The organism is Bartonella sp. AP88HLJMH (assembly GCF_042195605.1).
Lineage (GTDB): Bacteria > Pseudomonadota > Alphaproteobacteria > Rhizobiales > Rhizobiaceae > Bartonella.
Genome location: NZ_JBHIOR010000004.1, coordinates 38773 through 57518, shown reverse-complemented (window position 1 = coordinate 57518; position 18746 = coordinate 38773). Strand labels below are relative to the sequence as shown.

At 37.7% G+C, this 18746-nt stretch carries 13 protein-coding genes and 1 other RNA gene; 2 read left to right on the top strand and 12 right to left on the bottom strand.

The features are described from left to right. Window positions 1-30: 30 nt before the first annotated feature. From murD to ettA, 12 genes are all read right to left on the bottom strand, one after another. Window positions 31-1425 (bottom strand): UDP-N-acetylmuramoyl-L-alanine--D-glutamate ligase, encoded by a 1395-nt coding sequence (gene murD, locus ACFIMA_RS03210; protein ID WP_375652718.1) that lies wholly within the window; start codon window positions 1423-1425, stop codon window positions 31-33. A gap of 4 nt (window positions 1426-1429) precedes the next feature. Next, window positions 1430-2500: a phospho-N-acetylmuramoyl-pentapeptide-transferase gene (gene mraY / locus ACFIMA_RS03205; RefSeq protein WP_375611992.1), complete on the bottom strand. Its 1071-nt coding sequence runs from the start codon at window positions 2498-2500 to the stop codon at window positions 1430-1432. 22 nt (window positions 2501-2522) lie between these two features. Beyond that, window positions 2523-3944, bottom strand: coding sequence for a UDP-N-acetylmuramoyl-tripeptide--D-alanyl-D-alanine ligase (murF, locus tag ACFIMA_RS03200; protein WP_375652713.1), 1422 nt, complete (start codon window positions 3942-3944; stop codon window positions 2523-2525). Further along, window positions 3941-5392: a UDP-N-acetylmuramoyl-L-alanyl-D-glutamate--2,6-diaminopimelate ligase gene (locus ACFIMA_RS03195; RefSeq protein ID WP_375611990.1), complete on the bottom strand. Its 1452-nt coding sequence runs from the start codon at window positions 5390-5392 to the stop codon at window positions 3941-3943. Before ACFIMA_RS03195 ends, murF begins: the two co-directional genes overlap by 4 nt. A gap of 23 nt (window positions 5393-5415) precedes the next feature. Then, a complete protein-coding gene (locus ACFIMA_RS03190) occupies window positions 5416-7158 on the bottom strand; it encodes a peptidoglycan D,D-transpeptidase FtsI family protein (protein WP_375652709.1) in 1743 nt (580 codons plus the stop codon). Further along, window positions 7158-7562, bottom strand: a complete 405-nt coding sequence (locus ACFIMA_RS03185) for a hypothetical protein (RefSeq protein WP_375611988.1) — start codon at window positions 7560-7562, stop codon at window positions 7158-7160. The genes ACFIMA_RS03190 and ACFIMA_RS03185 overlap by 1 nt, the downstream gene beginning before the upstream one ends. Next, complete coding sequence (gene rsmH / locus ACFIMA_RS03180; protein WP_375632326.1) at window positions 7559-8557, bottom strand: 16S rRNA (cytosine(1402)-N(4))-methyltransferase RsmH; 999 nt, start codon at window positions 8555-8557, stop codon at window positions 7559-7561. The genes ACFIMA_RS03185 and rsmH overlap by 4 nt, the downstream gene beginning before the upstream one ends. A gap of 264 nt (window positions 8558-8821) precedes the next feature. Further along, window positions 8822-9212: RNase P RNA component class A (gene rnpB, locus ACFIMA_RS03175), an RNA gene on the bottom strand. Between the two features lie 83 nt (window positions 9213-9295). After that, complete coding sequence (locus ACFIMA_RS03170) at window positions 9296-9805, bottom strand: lytic transglycosylase domain-containing protein (protein WP_375613362.1); 510 nt, start codon at window positions 9803-9805, stop codon at window positions 9296-9298. A gap of 1361 nt (window positions 9806-11166) precedes the next feature. Then, window positions 11167-11544 (bottom strand): hypothetical protein, encoded by a 378-nt coding sequence (locus ACFIMA_RS03165; RefSeq protein WP_375613361.1) that lies wholly within the window; start codon window positions 11542-11544, stop codon window positions 11167-11169. Between the two features lie 2159 nt (window positions 11545-13703). Next, a complete protein-coding gene (locus ACFIMA_RS03160) occupies window positions 13704-14642 on the bottom strand; it encodes an ArsR/SmtB family transcription factor (RefSeq protein ID WP_375613360.1) in 939 nt (312 codons plus the stop codon). Window positions 14643-15308: 666 nt separating this feature from the next. Then, window positions 15309-16958, bottom strand: a complete 1650-nt coding sequence (gene ettA, locus ACFIMA_RS03155; RefSeq protein WP_375613359.1) for an energy-dependent translational throttle protein EttA — start codon at window positions 16956-16958, stop codon at window positions 15309-15311. 160 nt (window positions 16959-17118) lie between these two features. On the opposite strand from ettA, the gene ACFIMA_RS03150 reads away from it, so the two are divergent. Then, window positions 17119-17655, top strand: a complete 537-nt coding sequence (locus ACFIMA_RS03150) for a hypothetical protein (protein WP_375613358.1) — start codon at window positions 17119-17121, stop codon at window positions 17653-17655. A 46-nt stretch (window positions 17656-17701) separates the two neighbouring features. Continuing rightward, complete coding sequence (pncA, locus tag ACFIMA_RS03145) at window positions 17702-18310, top strand: bifunctional nicotinamidase/pyrazinamidase (RefSeq protein WP_273790795.1); 609 nt, start codon at window positions 17702-17704, stop codon at window positions 18308-18310. Window positions 18311-18746: the final 436 nt, after the last annotated feature.

Below are 18746 nucleotides of genomic sequence, written 5' to 3'. Positions count from 1 at the left end.
CAAAAATATTTTTTTATAACTGATGCTTTTTTATTGTAACTGCATCACAAAAGAGACAAATGCTTCGCCTCGCATTTCATAATTTTTAAATTGGTCATAACTTGCACAAGCAGGTGACAAAAGAACCGTCACCTCTTTTGCCTGAAAACCCATTGCGTCAACAGCTGCTTCACGCACCGCATTTTTCAAAGTTAAGCTCATAGAAAAGGGAAAAGCAGATCCAATAGTGCGAGCAAATTCTTCCGCCGCGCTCCCAATCAAATAGGCTTTACGAATTTTAGGAAAAAATTCTCTAAGAGACTCTATTCCTCCCTTTTTTGCCTGTCCCCCAACAATCCAAAAAATATCATTAAAGGTGGAAAGCGCAGGAGCTGTTGCATCTGCATTAGTAGCCTTGCTGTCATTGATAAACAAAACCGCCCCCATTTTACGCACCTGCTGCATACGATGATCCAACCCTTTATAACTTGCCAAATGCTTGTTCACAGAAAGATCAGTTATTTTTAAAGCCTGCAATGTTGCTAATGCCATAAGGGCATTTTGCGCATTATGACTCCCACGTAACACCGCCATAGGAGCAAGATCTGCAAGCATATGGCGCTGTCCTTGACGAACAGAAAAGAGCTTGGTCCCATCTGCATAAAAACCATTTTCAACAAAATGATCCTTGGAAACTGCCTCAATTTGCTTCCCCTCATGAAGTAACTGTTGATATAAAACCCGACAAGCTGCATCATCAACTGAAATGAAAGCCTGAGAAGCCTGAGCAATCAGATGCCTTTTGGTTTGCACATAACAGGCAAAACTCCCATGTCGATCAATATGATCAGGTGTTAAATTCAATAAAAGTCCAATGGTCGGCTGAAGAGAGGGAGTAAGATCAATTTGAAATGATGAACACTCAATCACATAAATACGTTTTTTTACAAACGGTTTAAGGGTCAATATTGCCTTTCCGATATTTCCCCCCATCTGCACATCATAGCCCATTTTTTCCAACAAATGCGCAAGTAAAGACGTTGTGGTTGACTTCCCATTCGTCCCCGTAATCGCAATGAAAGGAACATCTTGGTCACAAAAACCATAAAGCTGTAAAAAATCATGGCGCGCACGAACAAATAATTCAATATCACCGATAATTTCTATATTTTTTTTTCGTGCTTTTTCAACAACCCAATGGGGTTGAGGATAATTTACAGGAACTCCAGGAGCTACAATCAATGCAACAAATTCTGACCAATCTTCATAACGGAGATCTCGTGTTGGAATATTGTGCCGAAAAGCCATTTGCACGCTTGAAGGACTATCATCCCACGCCACCACTTCTGCGCCACCGCACATCAATGCTTGTGCCGCCGCCAATCCCGACGTCCCTAATCCAAAGAGAGCAACTTTTTGACCTTTATAACACGCAACAGAAATCAAAATCTCACCGCAATTTAAGTGTTGAAAGACCTATGAGAGCGAGAACAATCGAAATAATCCAAAAGCGTATCACCACTTGGCTTTCAGTCCAGCCTTTTTTCTCAAAATGATGATGTATCGGTGCCATAAGAAACACGCGTTTTCTTGTTAATTTGAAATAACCAACCTGAATAACGACCGAAAAAGCTTCCACAACAAAAAGCCCACCAATAAGAACCAAAACAATTTCGTGTTTCGTAGCAACCGCAACAGTCCCTAAGAGTCCTCCAAGAGCCAATGAACCAGTATCTCCCATAAAAATAGCTGCAGGTGGTGCATTAAACCATAAAAAACCAAGCCCTGCCCCAACAACAGCTCCCAATAAAACAGCCAATTCACCTGTTCCCGATACATAATGGATTTGGAGATAATCAGCAAAATTCATATTACCAGAAAGATAAGCAATCAGAGCAAAAGATAAAGCTGCAACCATCACAGGAACAATAGCAAGGCCATCGAGTCCATCCGTTAAATTAACCGCATTACCCGTCGCAACAATGACGAAAGCAGAAAAAGGAATAAAAAACCAGCCCAAATTGATAAGATAATCTTTTAAAAAAGGCAAAGCTAATCCAGATGAGCCAATTTTCAAGATGGCAAAAGCCGCAATTGCCGCAACAAAAAACTCCAAGCTTAATCGTGCTTTCCCAGAAAATCCTTTGTCTGTTTGTTTTGTGACCTTAAGATAATCGTCATAAAATCCAATTCCCCCAAAAGAAAGCATAACCAATAGCGATACCCAAAAGTAAATATTCGATAAATTACCCCATAAAAATGCCGATACCACAATGCCGATTAAAATCATCAATCCACCCATTGTAGGTGTTCCAGCCTTTTTAAAATGTGTTTGAGGACCATCAGCACGAATCGGTTGCCCCTTACCCTGCCGCAATTTAAGAGAAGCAATGATGCTAGGTCCAAACAAAAAGACGATAAGCCCCGAAGTAAGCATAGCCGCTATCGTGCGAAAAGTAATATAACGAAATACATTCACACCTGGAAGCCAATCACTAAACGAAGAAAAAAATAGCATCATGGAACAAAAAAACCTCTTAAAACTATGAAGAAACCGCTTTATAGCGATCAAGCAATGCAGTCACAATATTTGATGAACAAAGGCTATTGGATGATTTAACCATAAGCAGATCCCCAGAAGAAATTTCTGCTAAAAGAAGCGATAAAATTTTCTCAATATTTTCAGCATAATGAACCTTAACACCAGCAGACAAATCACTGACTAAAGATTTCATCGCCTCACCAAATAGAAAAACCGGATTAGCACCAGAAAGACGTATTGGTTTTATTAAATCACGATGAAGCTTTTCACTATACTCCCCTAACTCTAGCATATCTCCTAAAATAGCAATTCGCCGCCCCCCTTTCCCTACAGGTCCTGTAGCAAGAAGCTCAAGTGCAGCACGCATAGAAGCAGGATTTGCATTATAGCTTTCATCAATGAGATAAAATTCACCCCCATTTGATAAAGACAGTCGATAACGAACACCTCGCCCCTTTTGAGAAGAAAAATGGCGAAAAGAAAGAAAAACAGGCTCTAGCTCAACCCCCATAGCATCACAAGCAGCAATAACCCCTAAACTATTTTGCACAATATGGCGCCCAGGAGTACCAATTTGGACCTCCCTATCCCGCCCCCCCATACGCACAATCATAGAAGAACTATCGGTTAGAAGACGTATATCATGCGCTTGATAATCAGCATCTTTAGTCTCACCAAAGCTTAAGATCTTTTTTACACCGCATTTCTTTGCTTTTTGAACGAGATAAGAAAAAAAATCACTATCCGCATTTAAAATGGCAATGCCTTCCTCATCCAATCCTTCAAAAATTTCAGCTTTTGCCTTTGCTATTTCTTCAAGATCCTTGAAAAAACCCATATGTCCTGCACAAATATGCGTAATGAGAGCAACATGCGGACAAACCAGTTTGACCAGAGGGCGAATTTCATCTCTGTGATTCATGCCAATTTCAAAGATACCATAATCACTCTCCACAGGCATCCGCGCTAAAGTGAGTGGAACCCCCCAGCAATTGTTTAAAGAAGCGAGATTCGCATGAACATTCCCAGCCGTTGCAAGTGCTTGTTTCAAAGCTTCTTTTGTCGTTGTTTTTCCCACCGATCCTGTTATCGCGATAATCTTAGCTCTTGAACGTTTGCGTGCAGCTTGTGCAAGTTGTTCTAAGGCTTTCAAAACATCAGGAACGACAATGAGTGGAGCCGATATCTTTTTCATATCCCTCAAACGGTGTTCCGCAACGATAAGAACGCCTGCACCTCGTTCATAAGCTTGCGCAGCAAAATCATGACCATCAAGATGATGCCCTTTAATGCAGAAAAAAACATCCCCTTCCGCAAGAGTACGGCTATCAATGGAAACCCCAGAAAAAGTTTCTGGCAGGCTTCCCATTACAACACCATTAACTGCAGCAACAAGTGCTTGCTTATCCCATAAAGCTGTCATTTCTTTCGGTCCTCTAAAGCTTCTATCGCTTTCAGACGATCTGAAAAAGGATAAGTTGTCTGCCCTATAATTTGGCCATCCTCATGACCTTTTCCAGCAATGATTAATGTATCACCAACTTTCAAAAGCTCCACCGCGTAAGAAATAGCCTCTCCACGATCTGCTATCTCTATTGCTGTTGGCACTGCCTGTAAAATATCCTTGCGTATTTTTTCTGGCATTTCTGTGCGAGGATTATCATCCGTTACAATAACAATGTCCGCTTTATCCGCCGCAATTTTTCCCATCAAAGGTCTTTTCCCTTGATCACGATCTCCTCCACAACCAAAAACAACGATCAAGCGCCCTTGCGTAAAGGGACGAACAGAAAGCAAAACCTGCTCCAAAGCTTCTGGTTTATGGGCATAATCAATGTAAACAAGCGCATTATTTTCTGTCTTTCCCACAAACTCTAACCGCCCAGGTGCCCCCTGCAAAGTTTCAAGCGCAGAAAAAACCTTACGAGGTGAAACGCCCGTTGCAATTGCTAACCCCGCTGCCATAAGCGCATTGGCGACCTGAAAATCTCCAGCTAAAGGCAAATCAAATGTATAAATATTGTTTTCCACACGACACTCAATACACTGTTTTGAGCGTTGATGTTCGACACGATTAATCGTGATAAATTGCCCCTTACGACCAATTGTCAAGACACGGCGGCGCGCTTGTGTAACAACATCAATAACCTTTTGTGAATAAACATCATCAGCAAAAATCAAAGCAGGAGCAGATACAGGCAAAAGTGTATCAAACAACCTCATTTTAGCCCGCAAATAATCCTCTACCCCCGTGTGATAATCCATGTGATCTCGCCCTAAATTGGTAAAGGCACCAGCCGTTAAACGGACTCCATCAAGTCGTCCTTGGTCAAGCCCATGCGAAGAAGCTTCAAGAGCTGCATGAGTCACACCTTCATGAGAAATTTCATAAAGAAGACGGTGCAAGACGACCGGATCAGGTGTTGTGAGAGAACCATAAACATTCCGTTTAGGAGAAACAACACCAACCGTTCCTATACTCGCAGCACAAAATCCAGCATAAGTCCAAATTTGCCGAAGAAAAGAGACAACAGATGTTTTACCACTTGTACCAGTCACAGCAACAACCGTTTCAGGCTGAGAACCGTAAAAACGTGCAGCTGCCAACGCTAAACTATGACGAACATTAGAAACACGTAAAATGGGAACAGATAAATCCTCAAGAACAGCATGATAATCTGTAACGATTGCTCGTGCGCCACGCTTTATCGCATCATCTATATAGTGCCTTCCATCACTTTTTTTTCCTTGAACAGCGACAAAAACATAGCCTGGCAAAACTTGCCGAGAATCCACACTTATTCCTGTTATTTCTATTGAAGAAAGACTTTCATCTTCAACACATTCTGTAAAAACTGTTCCCAACAACATAATAACGCACCTTTATATTCATTTTACCGTTGTTTAACGAAACTTGAATTGCTCTTTTTACTTAAAAGAGGCTCATATTCTTTTTTAAAATCGGGTTTTACACCAAGAAAACTAGCTGTGCGACGAACAATATTAGCAAGCATTGGTCCAGCATTCATTCCCGCTGTTGCTGAACGCTGTCCCTCCTCTGGCTTTGGTTCATCGATAATTGTTAAAACAACATAAGCAGGATCTTCAATAGGAAAAGCAGCAAGAAAACTATTGAAATTTTTTGTTTTAGAATATTTTCCATTTTCAACTTTTTCAGCTGTTCCTGTCTTACCACCTACACGATAGCCTTCTACTTTTGCATTACGTCCAGAACCAATATCACTATTTAATTGATAAAGGTAACGCATATTTTGACTTGTTTTAGCCTGCAAAACCCGTTTTGCATGGTGCAGAGTTTGTTCTTTTGTCCGTTTTAAAAATGTCGGAGCAATTAACCAACCACCATTCATTAAAGCAGCAGCCCCGACAGCTGTTTGCAAGGGTGTTGTTGCCATACCATGCCCAAAAGAAATCGTCATAGAATGTATATCCTTCCAATGATGTGGCACAATAGGGTGGGCAACTTCAGGCAACTCTGTTGTGAGACGATCCAGTAATCCAAGTTTTTGTAAAAAACCACGATGTTTATCAATCCCTATCGCCAATGCCTCTTTAGCAGAACCAATATTAGAAGAATAAATAAAAACCTCCCATAACGTTAAGGGTCGATTTTTTCCATGAAAATCATGAATAGTATACCCACTACTTGCTTTTATTGGCTTTGAAGCATCAATAATACTGTTTAAATGAAAAATATTGGAATCAAGTGCCATGGCGGTCGTAAAACTTTTAATAATTGATCCCATTTCAAAAGCTCCTGCCGTCATCCGATTGAGACGATCACTTTTTAAAGCTTCGATAGGATTTCCAGGATCAAAATCTGGTAGTGATGCCAAAGCCAAAACTTCCCCCGTATGTATATTTAAAATAACAGCTCCTGCAGCAATTGCCTTATAACGCTTCATAGCCTGAATAAGTTCATCATGAACAATTGCCTGAACACGCACATCAATCGAAAGCTGAACTTGTTTTAACGATTCTTCCATGGCAAGACCAGCGGCACGCAAAGCACTCAACCCCGCATCATCAATATATTTTTCCATACCTGCAATGCCCTGATTATCAACATTCACCATACCGAGAATATGGGAAGTTACAGGTCCATCAGGATAAAAACGACGAATTTCAGTCCGAAAACCAATTCCTGGTATACCAAGAGCCATAATTTGCGTCTTCTGCATTGGTGTTAACCCCCGCTGTATCCAAGAAAAACTAGATTTTCTTTTTAAGCGCTTATAGGTTTCCTGCCAATTAAGATCAGGCAAAACTGTTGAGAGCAATTCAATTGTTTCATCCACATCAATAATACGTCGTGGCTCAGCAAAAAGTGAATAAGTTTTAATATCTGTTGCCAATAAACGACCATTACGATCAACGATATCAGGCCGTGCCATCAATTGAAGAACTCCAGGCCCTTTTGCTTCTTCAATCTGTCCACCTTCCAACCCATAAGAAATAAGGCAAGCCCCCATGATGCCATATAAAATTAAAAAGCAGAACAACGAAAAAAGCAAACGTGGACGACTAGAATAGGGACGACGAACAGAAACATTATAATTATTCAACGAATTCTTTAAGCGCTTTTTCTTCTGTGAGAATAAAAAAGTCGATTTCATTACTGCGCGCCTTTTTGGACAACACTATTGATCTGAGAAGCCCGATTATTTGTCAAAATATCTTGATTATCTTCCAAGATATTTTGTTTAATCACTTCTTCAATTTGATCATGTACCCGTACCGGAATGTCTTTAAACTCCACGATTTGACGCGGCTGTATAACCTCTAACCCAAGTTCTTTCTGATAACGTTTCGCAAGTTTTTGCATGCGTGAAGGCCTTATCATCACAGCCCACTCAGCATGAAGCAAACTTACCGTATTTTTTGCTGCAGCAATTTCATGCTCAAGATGAAGAACTTCGTTCATTCGCTTTTGAACATCATATTTTACCTTATAAGTAAGTCCTGCCATACAAATCATAATCAACACTAAAATCATATCAAATGTACGAAAAACTGTCATTTTTTGCTGCCTTCAAAACTGGCAATCTCTGCTAAACCAAATAATTTCATATCTGCTGCAAGAGCCTCTGCTTCAGTCCGTACACCAATACGCAACCTCGCAGAACGTGAACGAGGATTTTTCTGTAACTCCTCTTTAGTTGCCGTGATCCCACCTCGAAACAAAGGAAAAAATGTTGCTGGAGCAGCCTTCATTTCAGGCAGATAGCGTGATCTCATACACTCTCCAGAACGAGCCGAAAAAAATCTTTTGACCATACGATCTTCAAGAGAATGAAAACTGACAACCCCCAAACGACCTCCAGCTTTTAAAACGCGTTCAGCAGCAAATAAACCACATGCCAATTCACCAATTTCATCATTAACATAGATACGAAGAGCCTGAAATACACGTGTTGCCGGATGAATACGATCTCCCGGCTTACGTCCTATCAACGTTTCGATAGCATACGCCAAATCACCTGTACGCAAAAAAGGCTGCACAACACGACGCTTTTCAATCATACGTGCAATTCGCCCCGCATAACGCTCTTCCCCTAATATCTTAAAAATACGTGCCAAATCCCTTGCTTTTAAATGATTGACAACATCGCTGGCTGTAAAACCAGTCTGAGCCATTCGCATATCCAATGGACCATCTTTTTGAAAAGAAAAACCTCTTTCTGCTTCATCAAGCTGCATTGAAGAAACACCAATATCCAAAATAACTGCATCCACCTTCTCTTCAACGACACGATCGAGCTGTGAAAACGCCATATGGACCAAACGAAGGCGTGGAAAAAATTCTTCAACAAGCGATTGTCCTGCACTGATAGCATGAGGATCACGATCAAGAGCAATCACCTGTGCCCCTGCCTTTAACAAAGCGCGCGTATAACCACCAGCACCAAAGGTGCCATCAATCACTTTTGCTCCAACCAATGGCATAAGCCCAGCCAAAACTGGCTGTAACAACACTGGAATATGGCGTTCAGCTCTTTGATCCTGCTTTATCAAAATAATCCGTCTTGAAGTTATGCTGTCTTAAATCAACAGCTCTCTCATGGCAACTGATCTTAGAATAACCTGGCCTTCAACTTTCACATTAATCACAATGAACGAAAAAACTAAAGTTATCCCAAAACAGATCCTAACGCATTATACTTAAAGAAATGTTATAATTTTTTAAAACACTCTTTGCTCAAGTGTCCATTTCAAACACATAGACTCCATAAAAGACCATATATAATTGATCTTATAAAATATCGCGTATCATCATGAAATATCAGTCGGCCTATAAGCCGGGTTCTGTAGAGTAAAGCTTACACTTTACATGGCAACCATTCATCTGGGACGGATGTTACCATCCGCCTCGTGCAACCTACCCGAATGACTCGCCCGGAAATCGGCTGCAAATTAAATTTTGCACGTCATTTCTATTTGGTCTTGCTCCCGGTGGGGTTTACCTTGCCACATTCATTACTGAATGCGCGGTGGGCTCTTACTCCACCCTTTCACCCTTACCTATAAAAATAGGCGGTTTACTTTCTGTGGCACTTTCCCTAGGGTCACCCCTGCCGGGTGTTACCCGGCACCGTCTTTCCATGGAGCCCGGACTTTCCTCACCTGCCGTATTTCAGTATCAGACAAGCGCGGCTGCCCAGCCGACTGACATACTGATTTATAAAACATTTTCTGCTCCGTGAAAATAGCATCTTAAAATATTTTATGACAAACCTCTCTCAACAGATGTTTTTATTTTAATGAAGCCAGATAAGTCTTTACTTTTGCGCAATATTTCGCTGAAATAGAATTCATTTTTTTTGCAGCATGACCTGCGTTATATTTAAGGATTGTACCACACGTACTTCCACCACTGAGTTTATAGGCCCTTGCCAAATAACGCATACCATATTCAAGATTGGTCGCAGGATCGTACAAATCCTGTACAGAACCACTAAAGCCCAACCCTCGTGCCGTAGAGGGTTTAATTTGCATCAAACCTATTTCGCCAGCAGCCCCCTTTATACCTGCCTTATAATTACTTTCAACTTTTACAACAGCATGTGCTAAATTAACGGGAACATTATATTTATTCGCAAGTTTCTGAATAAGAAACTCATAAGGACGAGCAGAAATCTTAGAAGCAACAATCACTGAGGTTTCTCCTGATTCCGCAACATTTAAGACACTATGAGTCCAACTTATATCAAATACAAAAAATACAGCACATGCTGTATTTAACAAGATTTTCAAAAATTGCATTTTCTTTCTCTTCACTCAAACATTCTCAAATTCTAGCCGCAAGTAATTTGCAAATGTATTATACAAAAAAGAAAGCAAAAGAACGTCTTTAAAAAGGAAATAGTAAGACAATTTCAAGATAAAATTATGAAATAAAAGAATATATCTTTATGCACAAGTCTCAGATTTCTCTATATCATAAAATAAAAAAATAAAAAGACTATAATTAATCTTATAGCGTATCAAATAAAATGATATAATCTATAACTTGCGGCTATCTCTGTTGTATCAATCAATTTTTATATTAAAAAAATAGCATCTGAACTAGATGTAATATTTTTTACATAAGATTATTAATTTTTTTATTGAGATCAATCCCTCAAAGAAAGAGAGACAAGAGCATCTTTTTACCGAAGATGCTCGATATCAAAAAAGGTTCACAAAAAATATAAACCGTTATCAACGCTTCTCTCTGATTAATAAACACCCACTGCACTCTTTATGTCCGATAAAACCTCAAAAAATCACAAAACAAATCCCCCCATCATTGCGCATAAAAAATTCATAAATATACTAAAACCATCATACTCTTTACCAATTCAAAATATTGCAACAGACTTTTAGCTCTCAAGATGTCTCAAAGAAGCTTTTTAATTCCTTTTTAAAAGAGTTTTTATCCACACAAGCCTCTACTTGTGGTATACAAGAAACTGATTTTAATTTTTTCACCATGGATAAATTTAAAATGAGAGGATTTTACAATTCTTAAGATTCTCATTCAATATAAAATGATAAATTATCATTATAAAACAATATACTAAAAAAGTTATATCCGTTTTTATCCCTACAACAAAGCTTAACAATTACTTGTGTCTATTTTTTTGAAAAATGTTAGAAAACTCAATACCCCCAAAGCCTTTTTAAATAAAAATAGACCTCTCATCTTCATTCAAATATTTTTTCTTTGTCACAGACTATCATCTTATCAGTCTTGCACCTCATTTTCAGAAATCATACAAGTGGATAAATATCCTAAAATCCGTAGAACAAAAAAGCTTAAATCCTTTTAAAAATTTTATTTTCTCATATCAAATAAAAAAATAACCGGCATATAAAATGCAGTTAACGTGTTTTATTATAATCAATACTGCTTTTGTCATTGTAGCGATTGATAATGCAATTAACTTGGACCAATACCCTTGATAGACTTTCTATCACTCCTGTAATGATTGCAACATTACCCTTATACTCCAATTGCTTACCTTTTGAGAGATAAATTTTGTTAATACCTTACAAATTGATTATCTCCTCGCACTTTTCAAAATTTCACGAAAAGCTCTTTCTCCTTAAAATAAAACCCAAAAGCGCGATTAAAAAAATAGCTAAAAATAAGCATTAGCAACGGAAGGACGAGAAATCGCTTTCGAGAGAGCCATAGCAACAGTTTCACCAGATTTTTGAGCCTGCTCACGACTCTGACCACTTTTAGAAGCAAGCGCAATTACATCACGACGCAGCTGCGCAATAAACAACTCTTGCTGTTGAGGGGTCATTTTAGAAAGATGCTTGATAATATCTGGAAAAGATACGGATAATCTCTCTAATAATTCCTCCTCTGTTACATCAAGCTGCTGAGAAGAAAAAGAAGAGCGACCGGAAAAAAACTGATAAACAGCACTACTTTGAGAAGCAAAAAAGACAGCGCCAGAAATAAAAAATACAAATAAAATAAAAATAATACGATGTGAAAAAGATCCCATTATCTCTTACCTAAAGATCACAGAATACAAACATAGCTTCCTTTTATGATTCTCCTTATAACATGCAACAATGCCTCAATAAAGAAAAATCAAATTATTAAAAATGAATACGCTAACACTATCCGCCCAATAAGACTCGCCCCTCTATGTATTTAGGTACTATAGGCGAAACAATAACAGATCTTACACTCCCCCCCTAATAACACCTTACATTTCCTAAAATAATTACAAAAAGCCTGACTGAGGAAATCCTCAGTCAGGCCAGACAATCTAGGGGATCCACGCGGGGGGGGGGAGGAGGTTCCCCGATTGTCCTCTTACATCAACCACTAAGATAGCCGATGCAATATTCTTGCTATGGAATAAAATTCTTTAAACAACAAGAAATTCTTATCATCTTCTACGCAAAAAAACATAAAAGAATTATAAATTGTTTAAAAATGTTTAAATTTAGGCAAAAAAAGTTCAAAATGACCCAATTTGAAGCAATTTTATTTCAAGAAGCATCAATTAGAATCTACGATCATTATAACTTTTAAATAGTTTCTTTCATAACTCTGATGATCATATAAAAAAACAGTAATTTCTACGTATCCACCCTATAAAAATCAAACTACGTAAAAGTAGAATCACTTTTCCAACAGCAATCACCACAAAAAGAAAAACGTAGATTTTTAAAATCTTACACAAATAACCGTAAAAAATGGAAAACATCTTCTTGCAAGAAAGCTATGAATTATTTAAATAAAACAATAAATTAGAGAAAATAAAATCTTATCTATCTTTATAAAAAATTTCTGTAAATGATCATTAAAATATTGTTACATCCCTCATGTAACAATCAATGAGGAACTTAAACAGCTTAATCTTATGAAAAAATGAGAGCTCTGAAGGTATTTGTTTCGAATCACGCCCCATCGTCATTCCAAATAACGATAAACCATTTTACAATAACCAACAGTCTCTAACGCATTTTAACATAATAAACCGAAATCAATGCAGACATTTTCTCTTAATCTCTATCATTTAAATGATCCCGTAAAATAATACACACAGTAGTTTCTATGCTCAAAAATTTTTATAATCTGTTCTTCTAACGTAAACAATTCATTGATTTACAATCATAACTCATCATTTTACAATTTACATGAGAGATCTCAAGAACGTAAGGTTCCCTTATTTTAAATCTTCGTCTATTGAATTAATGAATAGCCATACTATAGCACATCACAAACAAGAAGAAGCATATGGATAAAAAACATAAAACGATGATGCCGGCTTACAACTTTTACTTAAACTAAAGACGATGATGCCCTATCAATTTTACGCTATACCCACGGACTGCGTCATAAGATGAGCGGCAAACATAAAAAGAAAGAAAATACTTTTGGCAAAAACAATGGACTTATTTAATAACCTTCATAACTTCTCATGATAAAGAGATACGAAACTTTAGTGTAATATCACACTTTTCTTTCCTACTTTCAGCCACAGACTATCCCTAGATCATCGCCGATCTTATTTTTATGAATATAATGCATTGTCTTACCCTTTTACTTTTTCGTCTTTTTAGAGCATCTTTTTGCACCCCTCACTAAAAGTTCCAACGTACTCCTTATCTAAAAACCTGTTTTAAAGAGATATTTTAAGATCTATTGGGCACCACCATCTTTGACATTTATGAAGGTATGAGCCTTCACTATGATTATATTGTGCGGCATTATATCATATTGCAGCCGCTCTCACATTTAGAAGATGTATTTTCTTTTACAAACGGTATCATTAAGATAAATACCTTCTTTTGTAGCAGACAAACAGACTCTTTCGGATTCTGAAACAGGAAATTTGAAATGAAACAACATTCCTGTATTTAAACCTCTTATTGAGTCTAAAAAAATCAATGATCTTTTAAAATCAATATATTGGCTAATAACATAAATATGATATCAATAACACCTTAAATAATGATCCTCATAGGCTTAACTCTATAGAAGGTGCTTCATTATACAGCCTACACGCCGCTATAAAACACCAATACTCCCATATAAAAACATAATACAAATGTAAAAAACAATAGCTTATCAATGATTGAATAAAGTTTTATCTCTACGCTATTCCTTGAGAAAAATCAGAGTATAAAGCACGTTAACAAACGCGATTTATGCAAAATCTACTTGTTTATCTTTGATATCGTCAACCAATAAACGCGGATCACGAGCAAGCCAAAGCGTAGCAATCCCCTCCTCACTGTTTTCATTTTGTATAGGAGTAAGACAAACCGTTTGTTCTAGAACAAGTCCCGCATTTTTAAGCCATTGTTCTATTTGTAAAGCCGAAAATCCAAAACGCATATGCACTTGATCAGAATATGAAGACTCAATTTCATGATAACCAAAATCCACAATCAATAAACGGCCATGAGGACGCAAAACACTTGATATCTCATGAAGGAATATTTCAGGATTTTCAAGAAAATGTAAAACCCAATGAAGAATAACTAAATCAAAAGTTGTATCTCCAACAGACAAGTGAAAAACATTGCTATCAAGCACAACTTGAACCGCATGCGTATAAAGATTAGAAAACAATTTTAAGATAGAGTCTCCACCTCTTCCAATATTCAACATCGTCTGAAATGGTTTATCGCCAATGATTTCAAGTAACGAGTTTTCTACACCATGATCTGCCATATAGGATGACCGTAATACATCCCGTTGCAACGCATTTTGTAAGAAATGCTTCTTCCTCGTTTTTTGACGCTGCTTTTTAACATCCTTCAAACGTTCTAAATCATGCGCTAACAACACATCATCCTTTGGCAAAGCCGAAAGAATACCTATCACAATGTCTTTACCCCAAAAATCATGACAAAGCTTAAAATAAAGGCTATCCCCCTTCTGATAACGCTCAATCAATCGTGCTTCGTACAATAAACGTAAATATCGTGATATACACGCTTGCGACTGATCAAGAATAAAAATAAAATCAGGAATTGTTAAATCTTCATGATGTAAGAGCCTAAGAACACGTAAATGGCTTACTTCTGCGACCGCTTTCAGCAGCACAATCATTGCATCTAAACTTGCACTTTTTTTCATAATTATCCCCTAAACATTCCTATAAACATTTGTTTATAGGAAAAAAAGTCAAGCATACAACGCATATTCTCATCTATTTTGTTCTCTCTATTTTATCATACTATGAAAAAAATAGGCTAATGTAAAAAACGAACAGATCTTATCTCCCTGCTTCTCGTTATAATGAGAATACATTGATTTATAATAATAATTCATTTTTAACTTGAATAAAAAACCGGAATACCGTAGATTTTTCTCATTTCAAATCTATTCATGATAAATCAATCCAAATCATTCTCTTACAGCTCATAAACGGAGGGGACAGATGGATAAAAATACCTTTTATGCCCACCTAAAAACAAGAACTGCATACTATTGAGAAAAAATAACATGATAATGCCAGCTTGCATTTTTATTAAGTAAAGATGATAATGCTCAATGACCAAGGCATTTGTAGAAGTAATACTATACGCTCCATCCCCTCCTTTTCATTGCAGTTTTACAAAAAATAACCGGTTATATATCATGAGTAAAATAACCCTATTTAGGTCATAATTTCATAAAGTGTCTCTTACTCTTTTCAATGAATAAAAACTCCCACAGAGTACACACACACTTTATTTATGAAATAACAAACGCAATAAAATACACTATTATTCTAACAAAGTTGCGATAAGATAAAAAATTCTAGCGTGTAAGAGGTTTATAATTTGCATGCTTAGGATTAAGAGATTCCGCCCCAAGACGACGAACTTTATCAGCCTCATATTCAGCAAAATTACCTTCAAACCATTCTACATGACCATCACCTTCAAAGGCTAAAATATGTGTTGCCAATCGATCAAGAAACATACGATCATGCGATATGATAACTGCACAACCAGCGAAATTTTCCAATGCATCTTCCAATGCACCCAATGTTTCAGTATCAAGATCATTTGTCGGTTCATCAAGAAGAAGCACATTCCCCCCCTCTTTTAGAAGTTTCGCCAAATGTACGCGATTGCGCTGCCCTCCTGATAAATTTGCCACCTTCTGCTGCTGATCTGCCCCCTTGAAATTAAAAGCCCCGCAATAAGCGCGGCTATTCATCTCATATTTGCCTAATTTAATAATGTCATTTCCACCAGAAATTTCCTCCCAAACAGTTTTATCCCCCACCAAGGAATCGCGACTCTGATCCACATAACTCATGTGAACTGTTTCACCGATACGTATCTGACCTGAATCGGGCTTTTCCTGTCCCGTCAACATTTTAAACAAGGTCGACTTTCCCATACCATTGGCCCCAATAACGCCGACAATGCCACCAGCAGGAAGTTTAAAAGAAAGAGAATCAATCAATACACGTTCACCATAAGCTTTAGAGAGATTATCAACCTCAATAACAACTTGTCCTAACCTTTCTCCAATAGGAATAATGATTTGCGCCTCTCCAGGACGGCGCTCACGTGCTGCTTGAACCAACTCATCATAAGCCTTAATCCGAGCTTTTGACTTTGCTTGTCGCCCTTTTGGACTAGAAGCGATCCATTCTTGCTCACGTGATAAAGCACGTTGACGCGCTGCCTCTTCACGGCCTTCCTGAGCCAAACGCTTGGCTTTAGCCCCCAAATAAGCAGAATAGTTCCCCTCATAAGGAATACCTCTACCGCGATCTAATTCTAAAATCCAACCCGTTACATTGTCGAGAAAATAACGATCATGGGTTATCAAAAGCACAGCCCCAGGATATTCACGTAGATGCCTCTCAAGCCAAGCCGTCGTTTCAGCATCTAAATGGTTTGTCGGTTCATCCAAAAGTAATAAATCAGGTTTTGACAAAAGCAATTTACAAAGTGCAACACGCCGCTTCTCACCACCCGAAAGTTTTGTTACATCCCCATCGGCTGGCGGACAGCCAAGAGCAGCCATAGCCATTTCCACTTGACTTTCTAAATCCCAAAGATTCTGACTGTCAATAATGTCCTGAAGCTGTGCGCTTTCATCAGCCGTTTCCTCGCTATAATTCATCATCAATTCGTTATAACGCTCAAGAATTTCCTGTTTATCTGCAACACCTTCCATCACATTACCACGCACATCTTTGCTCGCATCAAGCAAAGGTTCTTGTGGTAGATAACCACAGCGTGCTCCTTCAGAAATCCATGCTTCTCCCGTATATTCCTTATCTAGCCCAGCCATAATACGTAAAATAGTTGACTTCCCTGCACCATTCGGCCCTAAAATACCGATCTTCGCATCTGGATAAAAAGACAAATGAATATTTTCTAGAACTTTTTTATTGCCGTAAGACTTGTTAAGCCCAGCCATATGATAGATAAATTGACGTGCCATAAATTTCTCTTTATATTATGCGATATTAAAGATTAGGATTTTGAAAAAACTGCTTTTGCTTTTTGAAACTGTACAGTAAATAGCACTTACGTCGTATCAAAAGCTTTCGCTTTATATTGGTACATTTTTTCTAATCTCACAAGCCCCAGTATGGTCCTGAATGCAAAAAAACATCCCCCTAAAGAGCAAAAAGCAAATCTTTTTAGCTGTACCTGAAACCTGTTATCAAACATTGCCTCTCTTTTCCATACCAGATATAACATTATATTTTTATCGTATTAAACCAACCTATCAATGTAATATGGTACCACAAAGAAAAGCAATTCTCTATGCGCCTTCTTTTCTCGCTTTATGGGCTTTATATTACGCAGTAAAAAATCCTTCTCTTTTTTCATCGATTTTTTGCTACGGAAAGCAATGGACTTCACCCCTTGCCTTGATATGGCTTAAATTACGTTTACAAAACGACCGCCGCCTTATGGGATCTGACGTCCCAAGCCCAATGATCATGAAAGCTTTGCATCAACACGTAGCAACAAATGAATACAGTGCCCTTCCCATTGGTACGTGGTTACAATTCGTAAAAAACTATAAAGCCAATTGTAAAAACTTATCCATCCCCCTCTTTTGGCTTGATAATTATAAAAATAATATCAATATCCAGCACATCATTTCAAAACTTCAAGACGACATATAGCTTTTTAAAAATACGATAAAAGCTCATCTCGTATAGGAATATATTTATGGAAAAAAAAGCCTTAATCGTCATTGATGTTCAAAATGACTTCTTACTAGGTGGAGCACTTGCCGTACCTCAAGGTGATGCTATTTTACCCGCCGTCAATAATCTCATAAATCATTTTGACCACGTTATCTTAACCCAAGACTGGCATCCCAAAAACCATTGCAGCTTTGCTTCCTGCTATCCTGAAAAAAAGCCCTATGATACAGTCATTCTTGACTATGGTCCTCAAATACTTTGGCCTGATCATTGCATACGAGGAACACAAGGAGCAGAATTCCATCCATCTCTTAGAGTAGAAAAGGCACAACTTATCCTTAGAAAAGGCTATAATCAAAAAATGGATAGCTATTCTGCTTTTCTTGAAAATGATCAAAAAACACCAACAGGTTTACAAGTTTATCTTAAAGAACATGGTTTTACTAAGCTCATTATGTGTGGCTTAGCAACTGATTTTTGTGTCGGATTTTCTGCTCTTCACGCTATGCAATGCGGTTTTAAAGTCAGTGTTTCATTAAATGCCTGTGCTGGTATTGATGTAAACGGATCACTAAACACTATGCTTAAAACAATGAACGAAGCCGGTATAGAACTTTTAATGGTCTCTTAAAAGATCCTTCTCTAATCTACCATTATAATAAACTGATTTATAAAGGATAAATCATTTTGCACATATTTAAGTAAGAGTCCAGAATATCGTAAATTCTCTCATTTCAAACCTGTTTCAAAACCATTCTCTTACACGTTACAAAGAGAATCCAATGTATGAATAGAAATCGTTCAAAAAAACATGCAAAAAGGCCTCTTATGAACCATTAATGCAAAAGTTTGTCATAGTATTGAAAGCTGGTAAAAAGTATAACATCAGCTTTCTATCTTATATTTAGGTCAAAAAGTATCCTAGAGATTGTACATTATTGGCTTCATGGGTAGTATCATGCAATGAACTCAACTTTAAAAAAACGCAAATAAGCAATAAAATAGTATTTTATTTTGCATAAAAGACCTCTTTCTATTCAAAGATATGCGATAAACAAAAGTGTGAA